Below are 19,870 nucleotides of genomic sequence, written 5' to 3'. Positions count from 1 at the left end.
GCAGTGCGCGGTGGGCAAGGCAACAACAGGGGCGGCACTTGCCGCAGAACTTCAGCGGGTGCGGGCGCTGATGCCGGGCGTGCGCGGCGCCTCCTGCACCACGTCCAGCGTGATTTCGGTGAACGAGGGCGTGTCCGGCTCGACCTTGACCGGCGGCACGCGGGAAATCGGCGCGCTGTCGTTCTGCAGGCGCCAGAGCAGGTTGGTCGGCGAGTCGGCATGCACCAGCGCTTCTTCGCGCGAGACCAGGCCCTCGCCGATCAGCCGCGCCAGGTCCTGCTCGAAGGTCTGTGAGCCATCGGCCAGCGAACGTTCCATGGCTTCCTTGACGCCTGGGAAGTCGCCCTTCTCGATCATCTCGGAGACCAGCTTGGAGTTCTGCAGCACCTCCACCGCCGGGATGCGCCCGCCCTGCATCGAGCGCAGCAGGCGCTGCGAGACGATGGCCTTCAGCGCCGCGCCCAGGTCGGCCAGCAGCGCACCGCGGGACTCAGGCGTGTAGAAGGACAGGATGCGGCCCAACGCGTGGTAGCTGTTGTTGGCATGCAGCGTGGCCATCACCAGGTGGCCGGAGAGCGCGTACGAGATCGTCGCGGTCATGGTTTCGCGGTCCCGGATCTCGCCGATCATGATGCAGTCCGGGGCCTGGCGCAGCGCGTTTTTCAGGCCAACATGCAGCGTGGCCGTGTCACGGCCGACCTCGCGCTGGTTGACGATGGAGCGCTTGTTGCTGAACAGGAACTCGATCGGATCTTCGATCGTCAGGATGTGACCGGAGAGGTGCTGGTTGCGCCACTCCAGCATCGAGGCCATGGTCGTGCTCTTGCCGGTACCGGTGGCGCCGACCATCAGGATCAGCCCACGCTTTTCCAGCGCCAGCGTGGAGAGCACCGGCGGCAAATGCAGCGTGTCGATCGACGGGATCTTGACGGGGATGCAACGCACCACCGCCGCGATGGTGTTGCGCTGCTTGAAGGCCGAGAGCCGGAAGCCACCCACCTTGGGCACGCCAATGCCGATGTTCAGCTCACCTTCCCGGTCCAGCTCTTCCAGCTGCGCGGGCGTGATCACCTCGGACAGCATGGTGCGCGGCATCAGCGGCGGCAGCACATGATCGGTGACCGGCAGCAACTGGCCGTTGACCTTCAGCAGCACCGGTGCATTGGCCGAGAGGTAAAGGTCGGAAGCGCCTTTTTCCGCCATCAACTGCAGGACACGTTGCATGTTCATCGGACAGCTCTTTCGCGGCAAAAGGTCAGGATGGAGGAAAAAGAATGGGGTGGGCCGGACGATAACCCGGCCCGGCCGCGACATCAGTCGCGCAGCAGCTCGTTGATGCTGGTCTTGGAGCGGGTCTGCGCGTCCACGCGCTTGACGATGATCGCAGCGTACATGCTGTAGGGCGCGCCGTTGGCGGCCGTCTTGGGCAGGTTGCCGCTGACCACCACCGAGCCGCTGGGCACGCGGCCGTAGCTGATCTCACCGGTGGCGCGGTCGAAGATGGGGGTGCTCTGGCCCAGGTACACGCCCATGCCCAGCACCGAGTTCTCTTCGACGATCACGCCTTCGACGACTTCCGAGCGGGCGCCGATGAAGCAGTTGTCTTCGATGATGGTCGGGTTGGCCTGCACCGGCTCCAGCACGCCGCCGATGCCCACGCCGCCGGACAGGTGCACATGCTTGCCGATCTGCGCGCAGGAGCCCACGGTGGCCCAGGTGTCGACCATCGTGCCTTCGTCCACGTAGGCGCCGATGTTGACGTAGGACGGCATCAGGATCGCGCCCTTGGCGACGTAGCTTCCGTGGCGTGCCACGGCCGGCGGCACGATGCGCACGCCGGTCGCGGCAAGTGCCGCATCGTCCAGGTCGGAGAACTTGGTCGCGACCTTGTCGAAGAAGGTCAGCTCGCCCGAGCGCATCGCCGCGTTGTCGGTCAGCCGGAAGCTCAGCAGCACGGCCTTCTTGATCCACTGGTTGACCTGCCACTGGCCCACGCCCTGGCGCTCGGCCACGCGCAGCCGGCCGGCATTCAGCTCGTCAATCGTGTGCTTCACGGCGGCGCGCACTTCGGCGGGCGCACTGGCGGGGCTGAACTCGGTGCGCTGCTCCCAGGCGGCATCGATGGTGGCTTGCAGGTTGGCGGTGGTCATGGGTGAGGCGAATTCTGAAGAATGACGGGCCGGCGGCGGTTGCCGAGGGGCGGTATGGGAAGAGAAGACGTGTCCTTGGTCAGGACAGGCTGCGGATGTGGGCCACGATGCGTTGGGCGGCCTCGGTGCATTCGGCCGTGTCGGCCACCAGCGCCATGCGGATGCGGCCGGCCCCGGGGTTCACGCCATGCGCTTCGCGGGCCAGCAAGCTGCCAGGCAGCACCGCGACATTGTATTGAGCCAGCAGGTCCAGGCTGTAGGCAATGTCATCGCCGCCGTGCAAGTGCTTCGGGATGCTGGCCCAGAGGTAGAAGCCAGCGTCCGGCAGCCGCACGTCCAGCACCTCGGCCAACAGCGGCGTGACGGCGGCGAACTTGGCCCGGTAGGCGGCGCGGTTGGCCTCCACATGCGCCTCGTCGTTCCAGGCGGCAATGCTGGCAGCCTGGATCACCTTGCTCATCGCGCTGCCGTGGTAGGTGCGGTAGAGCAGGAAGGCCTTCATGACCTTGGCGTCTCCCGCGACGAAACCTGAGCGCATGCCGGGCACGTTGCTGCGCTTGGACAGGCTGGACAGCACGATCAGGTTGCGGAAATCGTCCCGGCCCAGCGCCTTGGCGGCTTCCAGCGCGCCCAGCGGCGCGTCTTCGCGGAAGTAGATCTCGGAGTAGCACTCGTCGCTGGCGATCACGAAGCCGAAGCGGTCGCTCAGCTCGAAGAGTTGCTGCCATTCCGACAGCGGCATCACCGCGCCGGTCGGGTTGCCAGGCGAGCAGGCATAGACGAGTTGCGTTCGGGCCCAAGTGGCCTCGTCGATCTGGTCCCAGTCGCAGGCGAAGTTGCGCGCCGGGTTGCTGTTGACAAAGGCGGTGCGGGCGCCGGCCAACAGCGCCGCACCTTCGTAGATCTGGTAGAACGGATTCGGGCAGACCACCACCGCATCGGCTGCGGTCGGGTCCACCACGGCCTGGGCCAGCGAGAACAGCGCCTCGCGCGAACCGTTGACCGGCAGGATCTGCGTCCTGGCGTCCAGCTGCACGCCGTAGCGGCGGCCGATCCAGCCGGCGATGGCTTCGCGCAATGCCGGCTCGCCTGCGGTGGCGGGGTAGTTCGACAGGCCGGCCAGGTTGCTGCACAGCGCCTCTTCCACCAGCGCCGGCGCCGGGTGTTTGGGCTCGCCCAGGCCCAGGCTGATGTGGCGCAGGGCCGGGTTCGGGACGACGTCTTTGGCGAGCGCATTCAGGCGCTCGAAGGGGTAGGCGTGCAAGCGGCCGAGCAGCGGATTCATCCCGGGATTATCGGCGAGCGTTGCCGGCTTTGCGGCCAGGCGGTGGCGGCTTGGCACGGATCTGGCACGACCCGTCGCCGAGGTGACAGCCTGGCGGGCTTGCCACGCGGCGACAATCCGCCCCGGCGCGGGGCCTTGCTGCAAGGTCGACCTGCGCCGCCAGGCTTTGCCGTGTTGCCTTGCTGTCGCAGCTTGTTGCGTTGTCGATGTCGCCGTTGTCGTCCTTCCCGCTCTGTCTTCCGTGCTGGTGTGTGGCCAGGCCCGCGGCATGACGCGCCGCCGTGCATTGCTCGCTGCCGCCGGGCTCGGTGGCCTGGCCGCCTGCAGCCCCGCGCCGGACGCAGCAGTCGCGCAGCAGCCGCTGCGCGTGGCCATCGACCTGTGGCCTGGCTATTTCCCGGCCGTGCTGGCAGACGAGCTGGGCTGGCTGGCACCGGCGGGCGTGGCGCTGAAGCTGGCCTTTCCGGCCGACACCGACCGCATGATTGCCGACTTCGCTGCCGGCCAGTACGACCTGATCGGTGCCTCGCTGGGCGACCTGATCGCGCTGACGCGCGGCCACCTGGGCGTCGAGGTCATCGTCGTCTGCGATGAGTCGTCCGGCGGCGATGCGGTTCTGCTGCGCCGCGGCGTGACGCTGGAGACCGACCGGCCGCTGACCATCGGCACCAACCTCGGCGGCTTCGGCGAGGTTTTCCTGCACGAGTTCATCGACCAGCGCCACCTGCAGCACAAGCGCTGGACCTGGGTCAATGCCGACGCGGCCGAGGTGCCGCGGCTGCTGGCCAGCGGCATGCTGGACGTGGGCCACACCTGGGAGCCATACGCCAGCCAGGCGGTCGCCGAGGGCGCGAGCAAGCTGTTTTCCAGCGCCGAGACGCCGGGGCTGGTGGCCGACGTGCTGGTGGCCACACGGGTCACGGTGCAGCGCCGCCGGCCGCCGCTGCAGGCATTTGTGCAGCAGTGGTTCCGCGCGGTGGACTGGTGGTCCGCGAATCCGCTGGCCGCCGTGCAGCTGATTTCACGCCGGCTGCACCTGGGGCAGGCCAAGGTCTCGCTGCAGGGCGTGCGGCTGCTGGACCTGGCGCACAACCGGCGCATGCTGGGCGCTGGTGGGGCCGTGCCGGCGCTGGCACCAGTGGTGCAGCGCTACAGCGACTTCTTCGTCGCCAAGGGTACGGTGGGCCGGCCGCTGGATGCGCTGGCGCTGCTGCAGGCGGAGTTGTTGCCTTGAGCCGCAGGGTGATGAACACGAGGCTTTTCGTGACGGCCGTGCTGTTCGGCATCACGGTGCTGCCGCTGAGCGTGCTGATCGCGCTGCAGGTGCGCCAGGAAACAGGCCACCTGCTGGGCGAGCGGGACGAGGTGTTGGTCAGCTTCAGCCAGGGAGCGGCGCGCGACCTGGGACTGCGCGTGGACCGCATGCTCGACAACGCGCGTGCCGATGTGGCGATCCCTGGCCTGGCCGAAGTGCTGCAGGCGCCAGCCAAGGCCGACAAGGTCTGGGTCAACCGGGTGCTGACGCTGGTCAGCTTGCGCGAGCCGGTCAACACCATTTCAGTGGCGCTGCTGGACCGGGACGGCCGCGACCTGGCCGACACGCAACCCCAGCGCGTGGGCAGCAGCGAGGCGGCCGAATACTTCTTTTCTCCAGGCATTGCGCATGGCTACCCGAGGGTTTTCGGGCCGCAGCGGGCGGACGATGGGCGGCGCACACTGTTCGTCACCGCCCCGATCAAACAGGGCAACGAGGCGCTGGGCCTGCTGCGCATCCGGCTGCAGGGCGGTCTGGTGGGCCAGGTACTGGCCGAGAGCCTGATCGACCGGGCCGACGTGCAGGCCGCCGTGTTCGACACCGATGGCCGCCTTCACGGCTGGAGCGACCCGGCGCTGCAGGAGACCGATGCGGTGCCGATCGACATGGTCAACCCGCCGCCGGGGGCGCTGAACTTCGATTGGCGCTCGCAGGCCTGGCGCGGTGCGGTGGCCGCGGTGCCGGGCACCGAATTGCGCGTGATGACCTACCTGCCGCGCAACCAGTTCGACGCGCCGGTGCGGGCCAAGCTGCGTGATGCGGTGCTGCTGATGGCGGTGCTGGCCCTGCTCGGGCTGGGGGCGGCCTGGTCCATCGCCGCGCGGCTGACCCGCGGGCTGACGGCGCTCAGCGCCTCGGCCGAGGCAATGGCCGAAGGCGACCTGCAGCGCCGGGTGCCGGTGCGGGGCACGGCCGAACTGCGCCGCGTCAGCCAGGCCTTCAACCTGATGGGCGAGCGGCTGGCGGAGAACCTGCATGCGCTGTCGGAAGAACTGGCCCAGCGCCGCCAGGCCGAGGCCGCGCTGCGCGAGAGCGAGGCCAGGCTGCAGGACGGCAACCTGCGCCTGGAAGCCCAGGTGCGCGAGCGCACGGCCGACCTGGCCAGCGCCAAGGACGCGGCCGAGGCCGCGAGCCGCGCTAAGAGCAGCTTCCTGGCCAACATCAGCCACGAGATCCGCACGCCGATGAACGCCATCATCGGCCTGACTCGGCTGCTGGACGAAGGCAGCATCGATCCGCTGCAGCGCGACCGCCTGGCCAAGGTGGACGGCGCTGCGCACCACCTGATGGGCCTGATCAACGACGTGCTGGACCTCTCCCGCATCGAGGCCGGCAAGCTGTCGCTGGAGACGGTCACGTTCTCGCCGCGCGCGCTGGTCGAGCGCATGGTTGGCATGGTGGAGCTGAGCGCGCGCGACAAGGGCCTGCAGCTTCGCACCGAGCTGGACGAGCGCCTGCCCGCGCTGCTGCAGGGCGACGAGCGGCGGCTGGGCCAGGTGCTGCTGAACTTCCTGGGCAACGCGGTGAAGTTCACCAGCCAGGGCGAGGTGGGCTTGCGCGCGCAGTGGCTGCGCGACGAAGGCGCCCAGGTCTGGCTGGGTTTCGAGGTCTGGGACACCGGCATCGGCCTGACGCCCGAGCAGCAGGCCCGCGTGTTCGACGCCTTCGAGCAGGCCGACGCTTCGACCACGCGCCAGTTCGGCGGCACCGGCCTGGGGCTGACCATCAGCCGCGAGCTGTGCCAGCTGATGGGTGGGCAGATCGGCGTGGCCAGCCAGCCGGGCGAGGGCAGCCGCTTCTGGATCGCGCTGCCGCTGTTGCGCCAGGCCCAAGCGGACGCCGGTGCCTTGCTGGCGCCCAGCGTGTTGCCGCAGTGGCCCGGCCGGCGTGTGCTGGTGGTCGACGACAACCCGGTGAACCTGGAAGTGATGCAGGCCATGCTGGGCCGCCACGGCCTGGTGGTGGACTGCGCCAGCGATGGCGTGGTGGCCAGCACGCTGGCCCAGCGCCACGCCTACAGCCTGATGCTGATGGACATGCACATGCCGCTGATGGACGGCCTGGAGGCCACGCGCCGCATCCGCCGCCTGCCGATGCACACCGGCACGCCCATCCTGGCGATGACCGCCAACGTCTACGAAGACGACCGCGAGCGCTGCCGCCAGGCTGGCATGAACGCCCACCTGGGCAAGCCGATCGATGCGCTTGCACTGCAGGTGGCGCTGGTTGCCTGGCTCGGCGAGCCGTCCGCGGGTGTGTCCTAAAGCTTGCCTACGCAGCCCGGCGCGCCGCACTGGCAGGTCAGCCGGCCTTCGTGGTGGGTCTCGCCGTAGTTCACGGTGATCTCTTCGCCCACCTCGATCTCGCGCAGCGCATAGAACTCGATGCGGCCGGCAATGATGCGCAGCTGGCCATTGGGCTGGCAGCTGTGGTTGGTGAAGCGCATCGGGTCGCTGGACTGGGCCAGGTCGATGGCGGTCTTGTCGGAGACCTCTACGATCATGATGCGCTTGAGCGTGGCCGCGCGGCGGCGCGCCTCGGCAATGCTGATGCTCTCGCCCCGCACCTCGCCGATCTTGTGCCAGCGCGGCACCACCTCGGCCGCGAACACGCCGAAGCCATCGATCGGGCTGCGTTTCACCGTCACGTCGTACTTCTGGTAGGGCGGACGGACGGCGAGGGTGCCCATGACGTCGATCAGGCGAGGCGTGGGCCGCGGTTCGGGCGAGACGGGCGGTTGAGGCGTGAGCTGCGGCAAGGTGTCAGCGCAGGCCGGTGGCCTGGGGCAGTTGCGGAGCGGGCACGATGGCGTCGTTCTTCCAGCCCTTGGCGCGGTGCTCGGCCACCACGTTGGTGTAGATGCCGCCGCGCACATACCAGCGCGCGGTGATGCGGGCGTAGCGCGGTTGGGTCACGCCGACGATCTTCGTCAGGATGTCGTTGGTGACCTTCTCGTGGAACGCGCCTTCGTGGCGGAAGCTCCACATGTACATCTTCAGGCTCTTCAGCTCGATGCAGAGTTCGTCGCAGACCATGTCGATGGTGAAGTGCGCGAAGTCGGGCTGGCCGGTCAGCGGGCAGTGGCAGGTGAACTCGGGGATCTGGAACTGGATCACGTAGTCCCGCTCGGCGGCCGGGTTCGGGAACACATGCAGTTCCTTCGAGGGCGCGGTCGGCGGGTTCGGCGGCATGGGGCGCTCTTGCGCAGCCTCCTTGGCGATCTTGACGGCCTTCACCGGCTTGTCAGCGGACTTGGCGGCTTTCTGGGCAGATTTTTCGACGGATTTGTCGGCAGAAGGAGCGGAAGAACGGGCCATGGCAAATGCAAATGGAAGTCCGCTGGCGCCACATGGCGCACAGTCAGGCAAACAAAGGGGCCACGGGCTGCTGCACCAACCCGGGAAGAAGGGGTGCGATGCTATCATCCCGGCCAGTCAGGTCACCGAATGGCGACCTAAAATTCCAAGTAAATCAATGACTTAAGGCGCAGTCCACAGCGCCGCGACGGGTATTCGAATGCCTTGCCGCGGTGCCAGCGTGGGACTGCGTGTCACGCCCCATTTCATGCGGCTCAACCAGATCAAGCTGTCAGGCTTCAAATCCTTCGCCGAGCCCACCACCTTCCAGCTGCCGGGCCAGCGCGTGGGCGTGGTCGGGCCGAATGGTTGCGGCAAGTCCAACATCATGGACGCGGTGCGCTGGGTGCTGGGCGAGTCCAAAGCCAGCGAGCTGCGTGGCGAGTCCATGCAGGACGTGATCTTCAACGGCTCAGGCAACCGCAAGCCGGCCAGCCGAGCCAGCGTGGAGCTGGTTTTCAGCAATGAAGACGGCCGGGCCGGCGGTTCGTGGAACCAGTACGCCGAGATCGCCGTCAAGCGCGTGCTGACGCGCGATGGCACCAGCAGCTACTTCATCAACAACCAGCCGGTGCGCCGCCGCGACGTGCAGGACGTGTTCCTAGGCACCGGCCTGGGCCCGCGTGCCTACGCCATCATCGGCCAGGGCACGATCAGCCGCATCATCGAGTCGCGCCCTGAAGAGTTGCGGCTGTTCCTCGAAGAAGCCGCTGGCGTGTCCAAGTACAAGGAGCGCCGCCGCGAGACCGAGCTGCGGCTGCGCGACACGCGCGAGAACCTGACCCGGGTCGACGACATCCTGCGCGAGCTCAACGCCAACCTCGACAAGCTCGAGCGCCAGGCCGAGGTCGCCACGCGTTTCCACGGCCTGCAAAAGGCCGGCACGCTGAAGCTGCACCAGCTGTGGTTCCTGAAGCACCGCGACGCGGCCGCCGAGGAAGACCGCCTGAAGCTGGCCACGCTGGACGCGACCAATGCGCTGGAAGCCAAGCTGGCCGACCTGCGCCACGTGGAAGCGCAGCTGGAAGTGGTGCGCCAGTCGCACTACGAAGCGTCTGACGCGCTGCATGCCAAACAGGGCGACCTGGCCCAGGCTTCGCTGGAAGTGAGCCGGCTGGAAGAGCGCATCCGTTACGTGGTCGAGGGCCGGCAACGCGCCCAGGCCCGGTTGGCCGACCTCGAAACCCAGAACCAGCAATGGGCCCAGCGCCGGGACGATGCGGTTGCCGAGCAGGAAACCATTGCCGAGCAGATTGCCGCCGCCGAAGAGCAGGCCGAGATCCTTGCCGCGCAGGCCGAGGAAGAAGCCGGCAGCGGCCCGCAGCAGGAAGAGGCGGTGCGCGCAGCGCAGGCGCGCGCCAACGAGCAGCGTGGCCGCGTGGCACAGGTCCAGCAGCAGATCCAGGTGCTGGCGGCCGAGAGCCGCAACATCGAGGAACAGACCCGCGCGCTGCGCACCCGCCGCGAGCGCCTGGCCACCGAGCGCCAGGGCCTGGCCGCACCGGACGCCGACAAGCTGGCCGCGCTGCGAGAAGACAGTGCGATGGCCGACGAGGCCAACGCCGAAGCCGAAGCCAGGCTGCACGATCTGGGCGAACAGGTGCCTCTGCTGGACGAGCAGCGCCGCGAGCAGCAGGCGCTGGTCAACCGTGAAGCTGCCAAACACGCCGAGCTGAGCGCCCGCCTGGAAGCGCTGCGCGCGCTGCAGGAGAAGGTGCAGACCGAAGGCAAGCTCAAGCCCTGGCTGGCCAAGCACGGGCTGGATGGGCTGCCCGGCCTGTGGACCAAGGTGCACATCGAGCAAGGCTGGGAAGTGGCGCTGGAAGCGGCGCTGCGCGAGCGGCTCAGCGCACTGCAGGTCGGGCGGCTGGACACGGTGCGCGCTTTTGCGACCGACGCGCCGCCTGCCAAGCTGGCGTTCTACTCGCCGCCCGCGAGCGGCCATGCCGACAGCCACCGGACCCTGCCGCGCCTGGCCGAGTTGCTGAAGCTCAACGACGCCGGCCTCACCGCGCTGCTGAACGACTGGCTGGAAGGCGTGTACACGGCAGACACCGTGGAAGCCGCGCTGGCGCAGCGTTCCCAGTTGACGCACGGCGAGGTCATCATGACCCGCGAAGGCCACGCGGTCTCGCAGTTCGCCGTGGCTTTTTATGCGCCGGACTCCGAGCAGGCAGGCATGCTGGCCCGGGCGCAGGAAATCGAGAACCTGGAACGCAGCAGCCGTGCGCAAGCCCTGCTGGCCGACGACTCGCGCACCGCGCTGATCCGCCTCGAAGCCCAGTACACCGAAGCCGCCTCGCGCCTGGCCGCGGCCCGCCGCGAAGCCGCCGAGGCGCAGACGCGCGCGCACCAGCTGCAGGTCCAGCTGATGCAGCTGAACCAGCAAGCCCAGGCAGCGAACTCGCGTCGCGGTCAGCTGGAAGAAGAACTGGCCGAGATCGATGGCCAGATGGAAGAGCTGGCCGAGCGCCGCATGACTGGCGAGGCCCGCTTCGAAGAGCTGGACATGGACCTGGCCAACACCCAGGAGCGCCACGCAGAGCTGGAAGACGCGGTGATCGCCGCCGAGCGCAAGCTCAGCGGCGCGCGCGAACAGCTGCGCGCGCTGGAGCGCCAGGCGCAGGAGGCGCAGTTCCAGGCCCGTGCGCTGGCCGCACGCCGAGGCGAGTTGCAGCGCGCCATCGAAACCGCGGCGCAGCAGATCCAGGCCAATGTTCAGGCAGAAGAGCAACTGCAAAGCGAGCTGGCCAGCTTCAACGACGCCGCGGCCCAGGCCGGGCTGCAGGAAGCGCTGGCCATCAAGCTGGAAAAGGAACAGGCGCTGGGCGCGGCGCGCAGTGCTTACGACGAACTGTCGATGCAACTGCGCCAGGCCGACGAGCAGCGCCTGACGCTGGAACGCGGCATGGAGCCGCTGCGTGAAGCCATCACCCGGCTGCAGCTGGAGTCGCAAGCCGCGCAGCTGGGCGGTGCGCAGTACATGGAGCAGCTGAGCGCAGCGGAGGTCGACCTCGCAGCACTGGCCACGTCGATTGAAGAAGGCCAGGTCAAGCTCTGGGGCCTGCAAGGCGAGATCGACCGCATCAACCGCGAGATTGCCGCGCTGGGCGCTGTCAATTTGGCCGCGCTGGACGAACTGGCCGCGGCGCGCGAGCGCAAGACTTTCCTCGACTCGCAGAACGCCGACCTGACCGACGCCATCAACACGCTGGAAGATGCGATCCACAAGATCGACCTCGAAACCCGCGACCTGCTGATGACCACCTTCAACCAGGTCAACGAAGGCTTTGGCCGCATGTTTCCGACGCTGTTCGGCGGCGGCCAGGCCAAGCTGACGATGGTCGGCGACGAGGTGCTGGACGCAGGCGTGCAGGTCATGGCGCAGCCGCCGGGCAAGAAGAACTCAACCATCCACCTGCTGTCAGGTGGCGAGAAGGCGCTGACCGCCATCGCGCTGGTGTTCGCGATCTTCCTGCTGAACCCGGCGCCGTTCTGCCTGCTGGACGAAGTGGACGCGCCGCTGGACGACGCCAACACCGAGCGCTACGCGAACCTGGTCGCCGAGATGTCCAAGGGCACGCAGTTCCTGTTCATCTCGCACAACAAGATTGCAATGGAAATGGCCGAACAGCTGATCGGGGTCACGATGCAGGAACAAGGCGTCTCGCGCATCGTCGCCGTGGACATGGAGGCCGCCATCGGCATGGTGGAAGCGGCATGACTTTGACGACTGGCTTGGCAATTCTGGCGGGCATCGTGTTGCTCGCGGTGGTGGTGCAAGGCGCATGGGCCGCACGGCGCAGCGCACCGCGGCAAAGCCTGCCCGACGCGCCCACGGCTTCCAATGGCGAGCGCCAAGAACCCACGATGAGCGGGTTGAGCAATGCCACCAGCAATGTCGGCCAGGACCTGGACCCGGTTGGCGTGCCCGGCGTGCCGCCGCTGCCCGAGGCGCTGCGCGCCGCGTCGCTGAGCCGCCGCAGCGCGCGCATCGACGCCTTGATCGACGCGATTGCCACCGTGCGGCCAGACGCACCCGTCACCGGCGATCTGGCGCTGCAGCACCTGCCGCCCAGCCGCCGCGCTGGCGCCAAGCCTTTCCACATCGAAGGCCTGAATGCCGAGACGGGTGACTGGGAGACGCCGCGCCCTGGCCAGCGTTACGGCGAATTCCAGGCCGGGCTGCAAATGGCCAATCGCCATGGCCCGCTGAACGAAATCGAATACTCCGAGTTCGTGCAGAAGCTGCAGGCCTTTGCCGACGCGCTGAGCGCCAACCCGGATTTCCCAGACATGCTGGACGTGGTCGCCCGCGCCCGCGAACTGGACAGTTTCGCCAGCCAGCACGACGCCCAACTCGGCGCCGTGCTGCGCGCCAACTCGGTCGCCTGGTCGGTCGGCTACCTGCAGCAATGCACCGGCCGCCATGGCTTCGTGCCTGGCGCCGTCGCTGGCCGCCAGGTGCTGCCTGCTGCCGAAGACGGCGCGCCGCCGGTGCTGGTGCTGTCCTTCGATTCGCAGGTCGCCCTGTCCGAAGACCCAGGCCAGGCCGCACTGCGCGAAGTGACGCTGACGCTGGACGTGCCGCAGACCCCAGCTTCGGCCGAGCCCTTTGCCGCCTGGCAGGAATGCGCCCGCCGCCTGGCCGAAGACCTGGACGCAACCCTGGTCGACGACCGCGGCACGCCCATCACGCTGCACGCCTTTGCCGCCATCGGCCTGGAGCTTGGCCGGCTGTACGAGGCCCTGGCGGCCCGCGAGCTGGAAGCCGGCAGCGCCGCGGCACGGCGCTTGTTCAGCTAGGCCCGTGGACCTGATCGCCAGCCTGTTGCTCATTGCGCTGCTGATCGCGGCGTCGGCCTTTTTCGCGGTGGCCGAGATTGCAATGGCCGCGTCGCGGCGGCTCAAACTGCGGCAACTGGCCGACCTGGGCGAACACCGGGCCACACAGGTGCTGGCGGTGCAGGATGCGCCTGGCCATTACGTCACGGTGGTGCAGATCGGGCTGAACACCATCGCGATCCTGGCCGGCATCGTCGGCGATGGCGCGCTGACGCCGCATTTCGCCGCCGCGCTGCGCTGGGCCGGCGTGGGCGAGGAGCGCCTGGGCGGGCTCAGCCTCGCGCTGTCCTTCCTCACCGTCACCGTGCTGTTCGTGCTGCTGGCCGACCTGCTGCCCAAGCGCGTGGGCATGAACGACCCGGAGCGGCTGGCCATGCGCCTGGTCGGCCCGATGCTGTGGCTCAGCGCCTTGTTCAAGCCGGTGGTCTGGACCTTCACCCGCGCGGCGGACGGTCTGTCCAAACTATTCGGCCTGCCGCAGACGCGCGACGACCGCATCACCCACCACGACATCCTGGCGCTGACGGCGGCCGGCACCCTGACCGGCGCGGTGCACAGCTCCGAGCAGCAGATCATCGAAAACGTCTTCGAGCTGGACACGCGCACGGTCGAGAGCGCAATGACCTCGCGCGAGCGTGTCGTCTGGCTGGCGATGGACGACGACGAGGTGCTGCTGCGCACCCGCGTGGCCGAAGACCCGCATTCGACCTACCTGGTCTGCGGTGAAGGCATCGACGAAGTCATCGGCTACGTGGACGCGACCGACATGTTCGCCCGCGTGCTGCGCGAGGAGCCCATCGGCCTGCGCGCCTGCGGCGACAGCGGGCTGATCAAGAAGGTGTTGATCGTGCCGGACCGGCTGACGCTGGCCGAGATGCTGACCCAGTTCCGCCAGGCCCACGAAGACTTCGCCGTCATCGTCAACGAATACAGCCTGGTGGTGGGCGTGATCACGCTGAACGACGTGATGAGCACCGTGATGGGCGCGATGGTCGCGCCGCACGACGAGGAGCAGATCATCCGCCGCGACGACGGCAGCTTCCTCGCCGACGGCGTCACCCCCATCCCCGACCTCGAACGCGCACTGGACATCGCCGAATGGCCGCACGCCGGCCAATACGACACCCTGGCCGGCTTCCTGATGGTCATGCTGCGCCGCATCCCCAAACGCACCGACACGGTCACCTGGGAAGGCTGGCGCTTCGAGGTCATGGACGTGGATCGGCACCGGGTGGATCAGGTGATGATTGCCAGGGTGGCCTGAGAAAAAGTTGGCATGGTTGACTGTATAAAGGTTGGCCGCGGGGCTTGCTCGACATGCAGTTCGACAGATATAGTCGTCCACAAATCACAAGCTGCATCAAAGCAGCAACAAGCCTGACCTAGCGATCTGCAGGTCAATCGGTTTTCGAGGGAGGTCCCATGCGTCAGTTGATGGCCGCCACAGGCTGCGCCGCTGCATTATTTTCACCCATTGCACATGCTGGGAGTGAGTACGTCGGTGGCCGAAAGATCATCGACATCGGGTGTCACAACGACAACGGTACGTGCTATGTCTCGCTGAATGGCGCGGCTTTTGGCGCGTCGATGGGTTGTGGTGGAGCGACAGTCGAATTCCGATTTGACAACGGCGATACAACCATCGGCCGTCGTGCATACGCGTCGTTGCTCGCTGCATATTTGGCTGGCAAAACAGTGTCGGTGTACCTGAACGGCTGCACGGTACAGAACGCACCTGCTTTAGGGTACTTCCATGTCACCGATTAATGCAGTTCATTGGCATCGAGGGGGCGACAGTAAATTCCGGGGGGGGGGGGGGGGGGGATGCGTATTAGGCATGCGATCGCACTTTGCGCGCTGGCGGTGGTGAATGCTGCCTCAGCATCTGACTACCAGGGATTCATCTCAAACTTCACACCTCACAATGGCAAGGTCTTCATTGCCGTGGGCGAAGGCAACTTCAATAGCACCAACAGCAGTTGCGCGGTTAGCGGAAAGTCGATGTTGTATTCAATTGATCCAGCCACACCCTTCGGTCGCACTTTGATAGCAGCGGCGCTTTCGGCCAAGTTGTCGGGACGCATGGTGTATGTGACCGGTGATGGAATTTGTGGCCCGGTGCCCATGTTTGGTGGCAATGGGGAAGGTGCTACCGGTCTGGATCTAAAGGGCTAGGTTGCTGAAGCAAGCCGCCCATTGCATCGATTTGGATGAATCAATGCCTTGATTGGAGTCAAGGTGCTCTAGGCGCCGTTGCACTCTGCTGGGCTCTGTTCAGCGACCGCCAAAATTACGACCGATGGCTCGCCATTCCTAATTGTGTGACGAGTCGACGTTGGTGAAAGCGGTAACGTGTGCACTGGTGGATTGCAAAAATTCGATGCACGCTGGCAAAGCTAAGCGTTCTTGGCAGCACTGTTTGCTCAAGCAATAGTTGATGGCTTTTACTTCAGCGCGTCAGAGGTGTGGAGAAAGGGAGGCTGGCTCGTCAAGTCGTTTGGGTGACATGGCGGGCGTGCAAGGAGGCAGATGAGTTGCTTCAGCTAACCGCGTCGTTCCAGCGTAGTTTAAATTTGAAAATTTCCACGACTCAGAGCTATCAACGATAAAAGTAATGCATCTTGGATTAGCACAATCCACGCAGTGAGCCCCAGGAAAAAGCCCAAGTTGAAACCGAGTTCGCCGCGTTTTTCGTGTCGGAGATACGTGAATGGCCAAAAGAGCCATAGCCAATGGAGAGCGAGCGCAAGGTGAAGGACAAATTGTGTGAATCCGGGGGACAGGTTGATGCCAGCTGCCTGTTGCATCGCGTCAAGGCGATAAATTGTGGGGAAGGCTATGCTATGCATTGCACACGCAATGCCGCGCCTAGAAAATCGGGACTTCATAAAAGTATTGCTAACTTGTTGAAGTGTTTGCTTGCGTCGGCATTTTAATGCTTATTTTGCATGTCGGGGTAATGATTGTCCCGAATGCGCTACATAATCTCCTCCAACACGTAAGGCATCGTGTGTTGGAGGTTGGGTGAAAAATAAGCTGCGGGCTTACTCGTTAATAGGTCGGGTCAATGTTGTTTGGTCTGTGGGAATAAGGAGGGAATGCACCATGCGGATGGGGTGTATGTCGTCGCTGCTCAAGTTTTCGGCAGGGTTGGCTCTCGACCATAAATGGCGTCGACTGCTTGTTCGGTTGTGCAATCCTGACAATCAACAAATTTCGGTCAACTTGAATCTCTATCCATGAATAGACTTATTGCATTTCTGGCTGTGGGCCTGCTATCGTTTGCGACGATAGATGCTCAGGCGGGGCTTTGTCCGGCTGTTTCTGATCGCTATAAGGTTTTTGCAACGGCTCCGCTGCCCAACATGGCAAGTGCGCCTTCTTATTACGTTCAGGCTCAATTGCTTCCGATCATGATCGATATTGATGATATGGAAGTTGCCAGTATTCCACTCGGTATCCCTAGTGTGATTGTTGGTGCAAGCGGCGATGGGGGAGAATATTTTGCGAAATATGTCTCAACGCTGCCGGCTAATCAGATGCCGGTCTCGCCTTCTGCATCTGCTGCTGATCTGGGATTTTCGGCGACAATTATTTCGACTCAGGCGGCAGCGGGCTGCCCTAGCTTGGCATTTATGAAGGCCAATGCTAGTTTCATGTTGGAATTTAACTTGGATGGCACAATCAGGAACGTGCAAAGACTCGATTCTGCAGCGGTTGGCTTCGATATTGCTGCGCTTGCCGCTAAGGCCGCCGACGTCAACGCTGATGGTAGGCAGGATCTCGTCTTGAGCCAATCCGGAGCCGTACGCGCGGTGCTGCTTGCGCAAGCTGATGGAACTCTGAAGGCAGATGCGCAAGCTTCCGTCATGGGGGTATGGGCTAGCTTTATGGCGGCGTGTGCAAGCGGTGATCGTTCGGCGGCTGCTAACCATTTTTTTGGGGGGGCATCTAATTTCTTTGCTGCACCCCTTCTCGATACATCTAACGACATCAAAAATCTATCTAAAGGCGTCGTTGCCGTGGAAGCTTTGTCAGCTTCTGAAAATCTCTATACGATCAGAGTCGTCTATCAGCATCTGTCACCGTCGGAGTATGTTTTGTATACGTTAGATGTTGTCGGCTCCGGTGGGGGCTGGTATCTCCAGTCGATGTGAGGGTGAGAACTTGAATCAAGTTGGATTTGCCAAGTGCTTGGTTGTTGCTGATCTATGCCGCGCTGCGCGTCTCGCAATGCTGTCCGCGGCAGGATTGTTGGTAGTACTTGAGTCGCAGGCGTATGAAACTACCACTCACAGCATATTGACGGATATTGCCGCGCGGCGTTCGGTTATTGGGAAAGATATTTTCTTTTTTACCAATAGTGGCTTGTATTCGGCAACAACTTCCTCATTCAAGTACGTAGGCTCGGGTGCCGCGTATGAGCGCTCGGGTGGTGCTGGAGACGCTATTGAAACAATGAAATGGGGCGTGGTATATGAGGACGAATTGCCCTTCGCTTTAGGATCGGTCGCCTATGATCATTTTTACAATCCTCAATCTGGGCTTGGGTTAAGATTTTCGCTTGCTTCGAGCCAGTTGGTGCCGACGTCCAATGGTGGTGGAGGTATCGCCTCAATAAATTGGGCATTAGAGGATGATGGCAAGGTCCAGTATGATCCCAATTATGGGCAGGGGCACGGCTTCACTTATCGGCAAGCTGCGATTGATTACTACAATGCATTGACCTATAGAGTGCCATCTGATCGGATGACTGCCGAGGGCCACATGTTTCAGTCGCTTGGGCATGTTGTGCACCACATACAGGACATGGCGCAACCTCAGCATACTCGCAATGAGGCTCATATTCACTTTTATGTTGGGCAGATATTGGACTGGAAAGGGGTCATGTTTCAGTATCCGTGGGAGATTGGGAGATATGAGTTATTTACGCAGTCGCGGGAAAATTTAATACCTTCCATTGTTGGGAGTGGTTATTGGTTCAACAATGTTCCTAATTTTATAACAGGGCGAGACTATATAGAAGGGATGGCTGACTATACAAGCTGGAACTTCGTTACAAGGTATTCGGAGATGAGTTATGTCAACGGGAAATTTGCGCCGCACCCGTCATTTCCGAGGCCGGGGGCAAGTAGCGTAAAGGGCTTTGCTCCTAGCGTGGAGTCTGCCACTGTGAGCGGCAAGGCTTATCAATTGAATAATCAATACTTGATTATGAATGTTGTCGACCCGCTTACGGGGTCGTCTGTTCCTATTAGGGCAGCGCAAGCGGGGCTTTACACCGAGCTGAGATCCCCAAATTCCAAAACTTATTTCTCACCGAATGACACAGTATTTTCGGATTGGAATAATGTGCTGCTGCCGCGCGCTGTCGCGTTTTCGCAGGGGTTGATTGATCATTTTTTTCGTGGCCGTATTTCGTTGAGTTCAGCTTCTACGGATGGTAAGAGCTACAAATTGACGAATACTGGTAGCGATAGTATCGATGGTACCGTTACTTTGCTGGCAGAGGATGTGAATGGTTATCGTCAAGAACTGGGCCCAATAAGGATAGCTTTGGATAGTGGGGCTTCCTCTACGATCAACTTGGTTAAGTCTCCTGCGCCCGCTCCGTTAATCGTGGCAGCCTTCCGGGGTACGGTTGGTGTGGAGGGGGATCCGACAGCTGCGTCTACGTACTATCAAGTCGCGGGGGCAATCGCAGCTGTACCCACATCTGCACCACCACCACCGCCGCCGCCGCCACCACCACCCGCCCCAGCCTGCACCACCTCCTACAGTGCGACGGGTACCACCGATTTCGACGCGACTTGGAATCCGGGGGCTGATACGTCGGGTCAGGTTTCGGTGGAGTTTGAGGCTTATCGCGTTCCAGATTTGCTGACGATGACGCAAGGAAATAAGCAAGTAGTGAATACTACGAATATGATTTCGGGTTATCACACTTACAAATTCACGAACGATGGAAAGCCGGTAAAAATTCACGTTGGCGCGAATCAATACGAGGCGACGCAGTGGGATGTGCGAGTTGCGTGTCCCGGGCAAACAGCTGACAATCCGCTGAAGCGTGTCAAAGTTGGGTTTTATGTTCAGGCATCGTCATCGCCCGCGGGCGCGCCGGTGTGCACGGCATTTACTTGCTCTGTCGATGGCGGATCTAGTTTTAGCGTGGGAGGCGGGTCGGGAATTACCTATGTAACGTTGACGGCAAGTTCTGGTCCAAATACCGACCACGTGCTGTCTTGCCCTGTTACTACCAAGACGGGCACATGTACGAACAATCAGGTCGACTACCTGTACAAGCAGGGGCAATCAACTCCGCTGATGTCAACGCTTTCGTTGCCTGCTCAGGCAACTTTTAACGCAAATTAATTCTATTGGGGTGCACTGATCATATGGCGGGCAATGTCGCGCCATATAACCTTTTGGTCTAGCGGAATATTTAAGTCATTCAGGTCTTTGCTGCTATGTTTTGTTTGGACTCACCAGGGCGAGGTAACTATGAGCGCGTGAAGGGTTTCACGCTGTTGGAGATGCTTGTCGTTGTTGCCATCATTGGATTACTTGCGGCATATGTTGGTCCCCGTTATTACGCGCAGATCGGTAAGTCGCAGCGCTCGGTCGCGAAATCACAGATTGAGGCATTCTCGCGCGCGCTCGGCACCTACCGCATCGACTTGGGTGTTTTGCCTGCCACTGAGGATGGATTGAGCGTTCTTGTGGTTCGCCCTGGGGACGCATCTAAGTGGAATGGTCCTTATCTCGAAAAGGGCTTGCCGCTCGATCCCTGGGGTCATGCCTATGTTTTCAAGTCACCCGGTGATCACGGCGACTTTGACATAGTCTCGCTCGGTGCGGACGGCCAAGCCGGCGGTACCGGCGAGGCTGCTGACATCACGAACTATTGAGAGTCCGGCGG

General features: G+C 63.5%; 15 protein-coding genes. 10 read left to right on the top strand and 5 right to left on the bottom strand.

Going from position 1 to position 19,870, the window contains the following annotated elements:
* Positions 1-51 precede the first annotated feature (51 nt).
* The 3 genes from AC3WR5_RS00180 to dapC all read right to left on the bottom strand — a co-directional run bounded on the left by AC3WR5_RS00180 (position 52) and on the right by dapC (position 3,435).
* Positions 52-1,230 (bottom strand): PilT/PilU family type 4a pilus ATPase, encoded by a 1,179-nt coding sequence (locus tag AC3WR5_RS00180; protein ID WP_492480924.1) that lies wholly within the window; start codon positions 1,228-1,230, stop codon positions 52-54.
* Between the two features lie 83 nt (positions 1,231-1,313).
* The gene (gene dapD / locus AC3WR5_RS00175; protein WP_492480922.1) at positions 1,314-2,150 is read right to left on the bottom strand and encodes a 2,3,4,5-tetrahydropyridine-2,6-dicarboxylate N-succinyltransferase; all 837 of its coding nucleotides are present in this window, start codon (positions 2,148-2,150) and stop codon (positions 1,314-1,316) included.
* Positions 2,151-2,229: 79 nt separating this feature from the next.
* The gene (gene dapC / locus AC3WR5_RS00170) at positions 2,230-3,435 is read right to left on the bottom strand and encodes a succinyldiaminopimelate transaminase (RefSeq protein ID WP_492480920.1); all 1,206 of its coding nucleotides are present in this window, start codon (positions 3,433-3,435) and stop codon (positions 2,230-2,232) included.
* A gap of 268 nt (positions 3,436-3,703) precedes the next feature.
* On the opposite strand from dapC, the gene AC3WR5_RS00165 reads away from it, so the two are divergent.
* Both AC3WR5_RS00165 and AC3WR5_RS00160 read left to right on the top strand, forming a co-directional pair.
* A complete protein-coding gene (locus tag AC3WR5_RS00165; protein WP_492480918.1) occupies positions 3,704-4,669 on the top strand; it encodes an ABC transporter substrate-binding protein in 966 nt (321 codons plus the stop codon).
* Positions 4,670-4,680: 11 nt separating this feature from the next.
* On the top strand, positions 4,681-7,014 hold the full coding sequence (locus AC3WR5_RS00160; RefSeq protein WP_492480916.1) for an ATP-binding protein: 2,334 nt from the start codon (positions 4,681-4,683) through the stop codon (positions 7,012-7,014).
* On the opposite strand, the gene AC3WR5_RS00155 is transcribed toward AC3WR5_RS00160, so the two are convergent.
* Both AC3WR5_RS00155 and queF read right to left on the bottom strand, forming a co-directional pair.
* Positions 7,011-7,439: an SET domain-containing protein-lysine N-methyltransferase gene (locus AC3WR5_RS00155; protein ID WP_141290190.1), complete on the bottom strand. Its 429-nt coding sequence runs from the start codon at positions 7,437-7,439 to the stop codon at positions 7,011-7,013. The two genes, AC3WR5_RS00160 and AC3WR5_RS00155, sit on opposite strands and share 4 nt — an antisense overlap.
* Before the next feature lie 73 nt (positions 7,440-7,512).
* Positions 7,513-7,941 carry a preQ(1) synthase gene (gene queF / locus AC3WR5_RS00150; protein WP_141290189.1) on the bottom strand — a complete coding sequence of 143 codons (429 nt, stop codon included), beginning with the start codon at positions 7,939-7,941 and terminating at the stop codon, positions 7,513-7,515.
* A 373-nt stretch (positions 7,942-8,314) separates the two neighbouring features.
* Between queF and smc the strand changes: the two genes are divergently transcribed.
* The 8 genes from smc to gspG all read left to right on the top strand — a co-directional run bounded on the left by smc (position 8,315) and on the right by gspG (position 19,859).
* Entirely contained in the window at positions 8,315-11,830 is a 3,516-nt protein-coding gene (gene smc, locus AC3WR5_RS00145) for a chromosome segregation protein SMC (protein ID WP_492482561.1), read from the top strand.
* Positions 11,827-12,912 (top strand): cell division protein ZipA C-terminal FtsZ-binding domain-containing protein, encoded by a 1,086-nt coding sequence (locus AC3WR5_RS00140; RefSeq protein ID WP_492480913.1) that lies wholly within the window; start codon positions 11,827-11,829, stop codon positions 12,910-12,912. Before smc ends, AC3WR5_RS00140 begins: the two co-directional genes overlap by 4 nt.
* Positions 12,913-12,916: 4 nt before the next feature.
* Positions 12,917-14,215, top strand: coding sequence for a polyamine export protein PaeA (paeA, locus tag AC3WR5_RS00135; RefSeq protein ID WP_492480911.1), 1,299 nt, complete (start codon positions 12,917-12,919; stop codon positions 14,213-14,215).
* Between the two features lie 158 nt (positions 14,216-14,373).
* A complete protein-coding gene (locus AC3WR5_RS00130) occupies positions 14,374-14,718 on the top strand; it encodes a hypothetical protein (protein ID WP_492480909.1) in 345 nt (114 codons plus the stop codon).
* Positions 14,719-14,817: 99 nt separating this feature from the next.
* A complete protein-coding gene (locus AC3WR5_RS00125) occupies positions 14,818-15,126 on the top strand; it encodes a hypothetical protein (protein WP_492480907.1) in 309 nt (102 codons plus the stop codon).
* A gap of 1,064 nt (positions 15,127-16,190) precedes the next feature.
* Positions 16,191-17,108, top strand: coding sequence for a hypothetical protein (locus AC3WR5_RS00120; RefSeq protein ID WP_492480905.1), 918 nt, complete (start codon positions 16,191-16,193; stop codon positions 17,106-17,108).
* 10 nt (positions 17,109-17,118) lie between these two features.
* Positions 17,119-19,323, top strand: a complete 2,205-nt coding sequence (locus AC3WR5_RS00115) for a hypothetical protein (RefSeq protein ID WP_492480903.1) — start codon at positions 17,119-17,121, stop codon at positions 19,321-19,323.
* A gap of 137 nt (positions 19,324-19,460) precedes the next feature.
* A complete protein-coding gene (gspG, locus tag AC3WR5_RS00110; protein ID WP_492480901.1) occupies positions 19,461-19,859 on the top strand; it encodes a type II secretion system major pseudopilin GspG in 399 nt (132 codons plus the stop codon).
* The last annotated feature ends 11 nt before the right edge of the window (positions 19,860-19,870 follow it).

The organism is Ideonella sp. FW305-24 (genome assembly GCF_058788035.1).
Note: the sequence above shows the minus strand (reverse complement) of the source record. Positions and strands in the feature narration are given on the sequence as shown.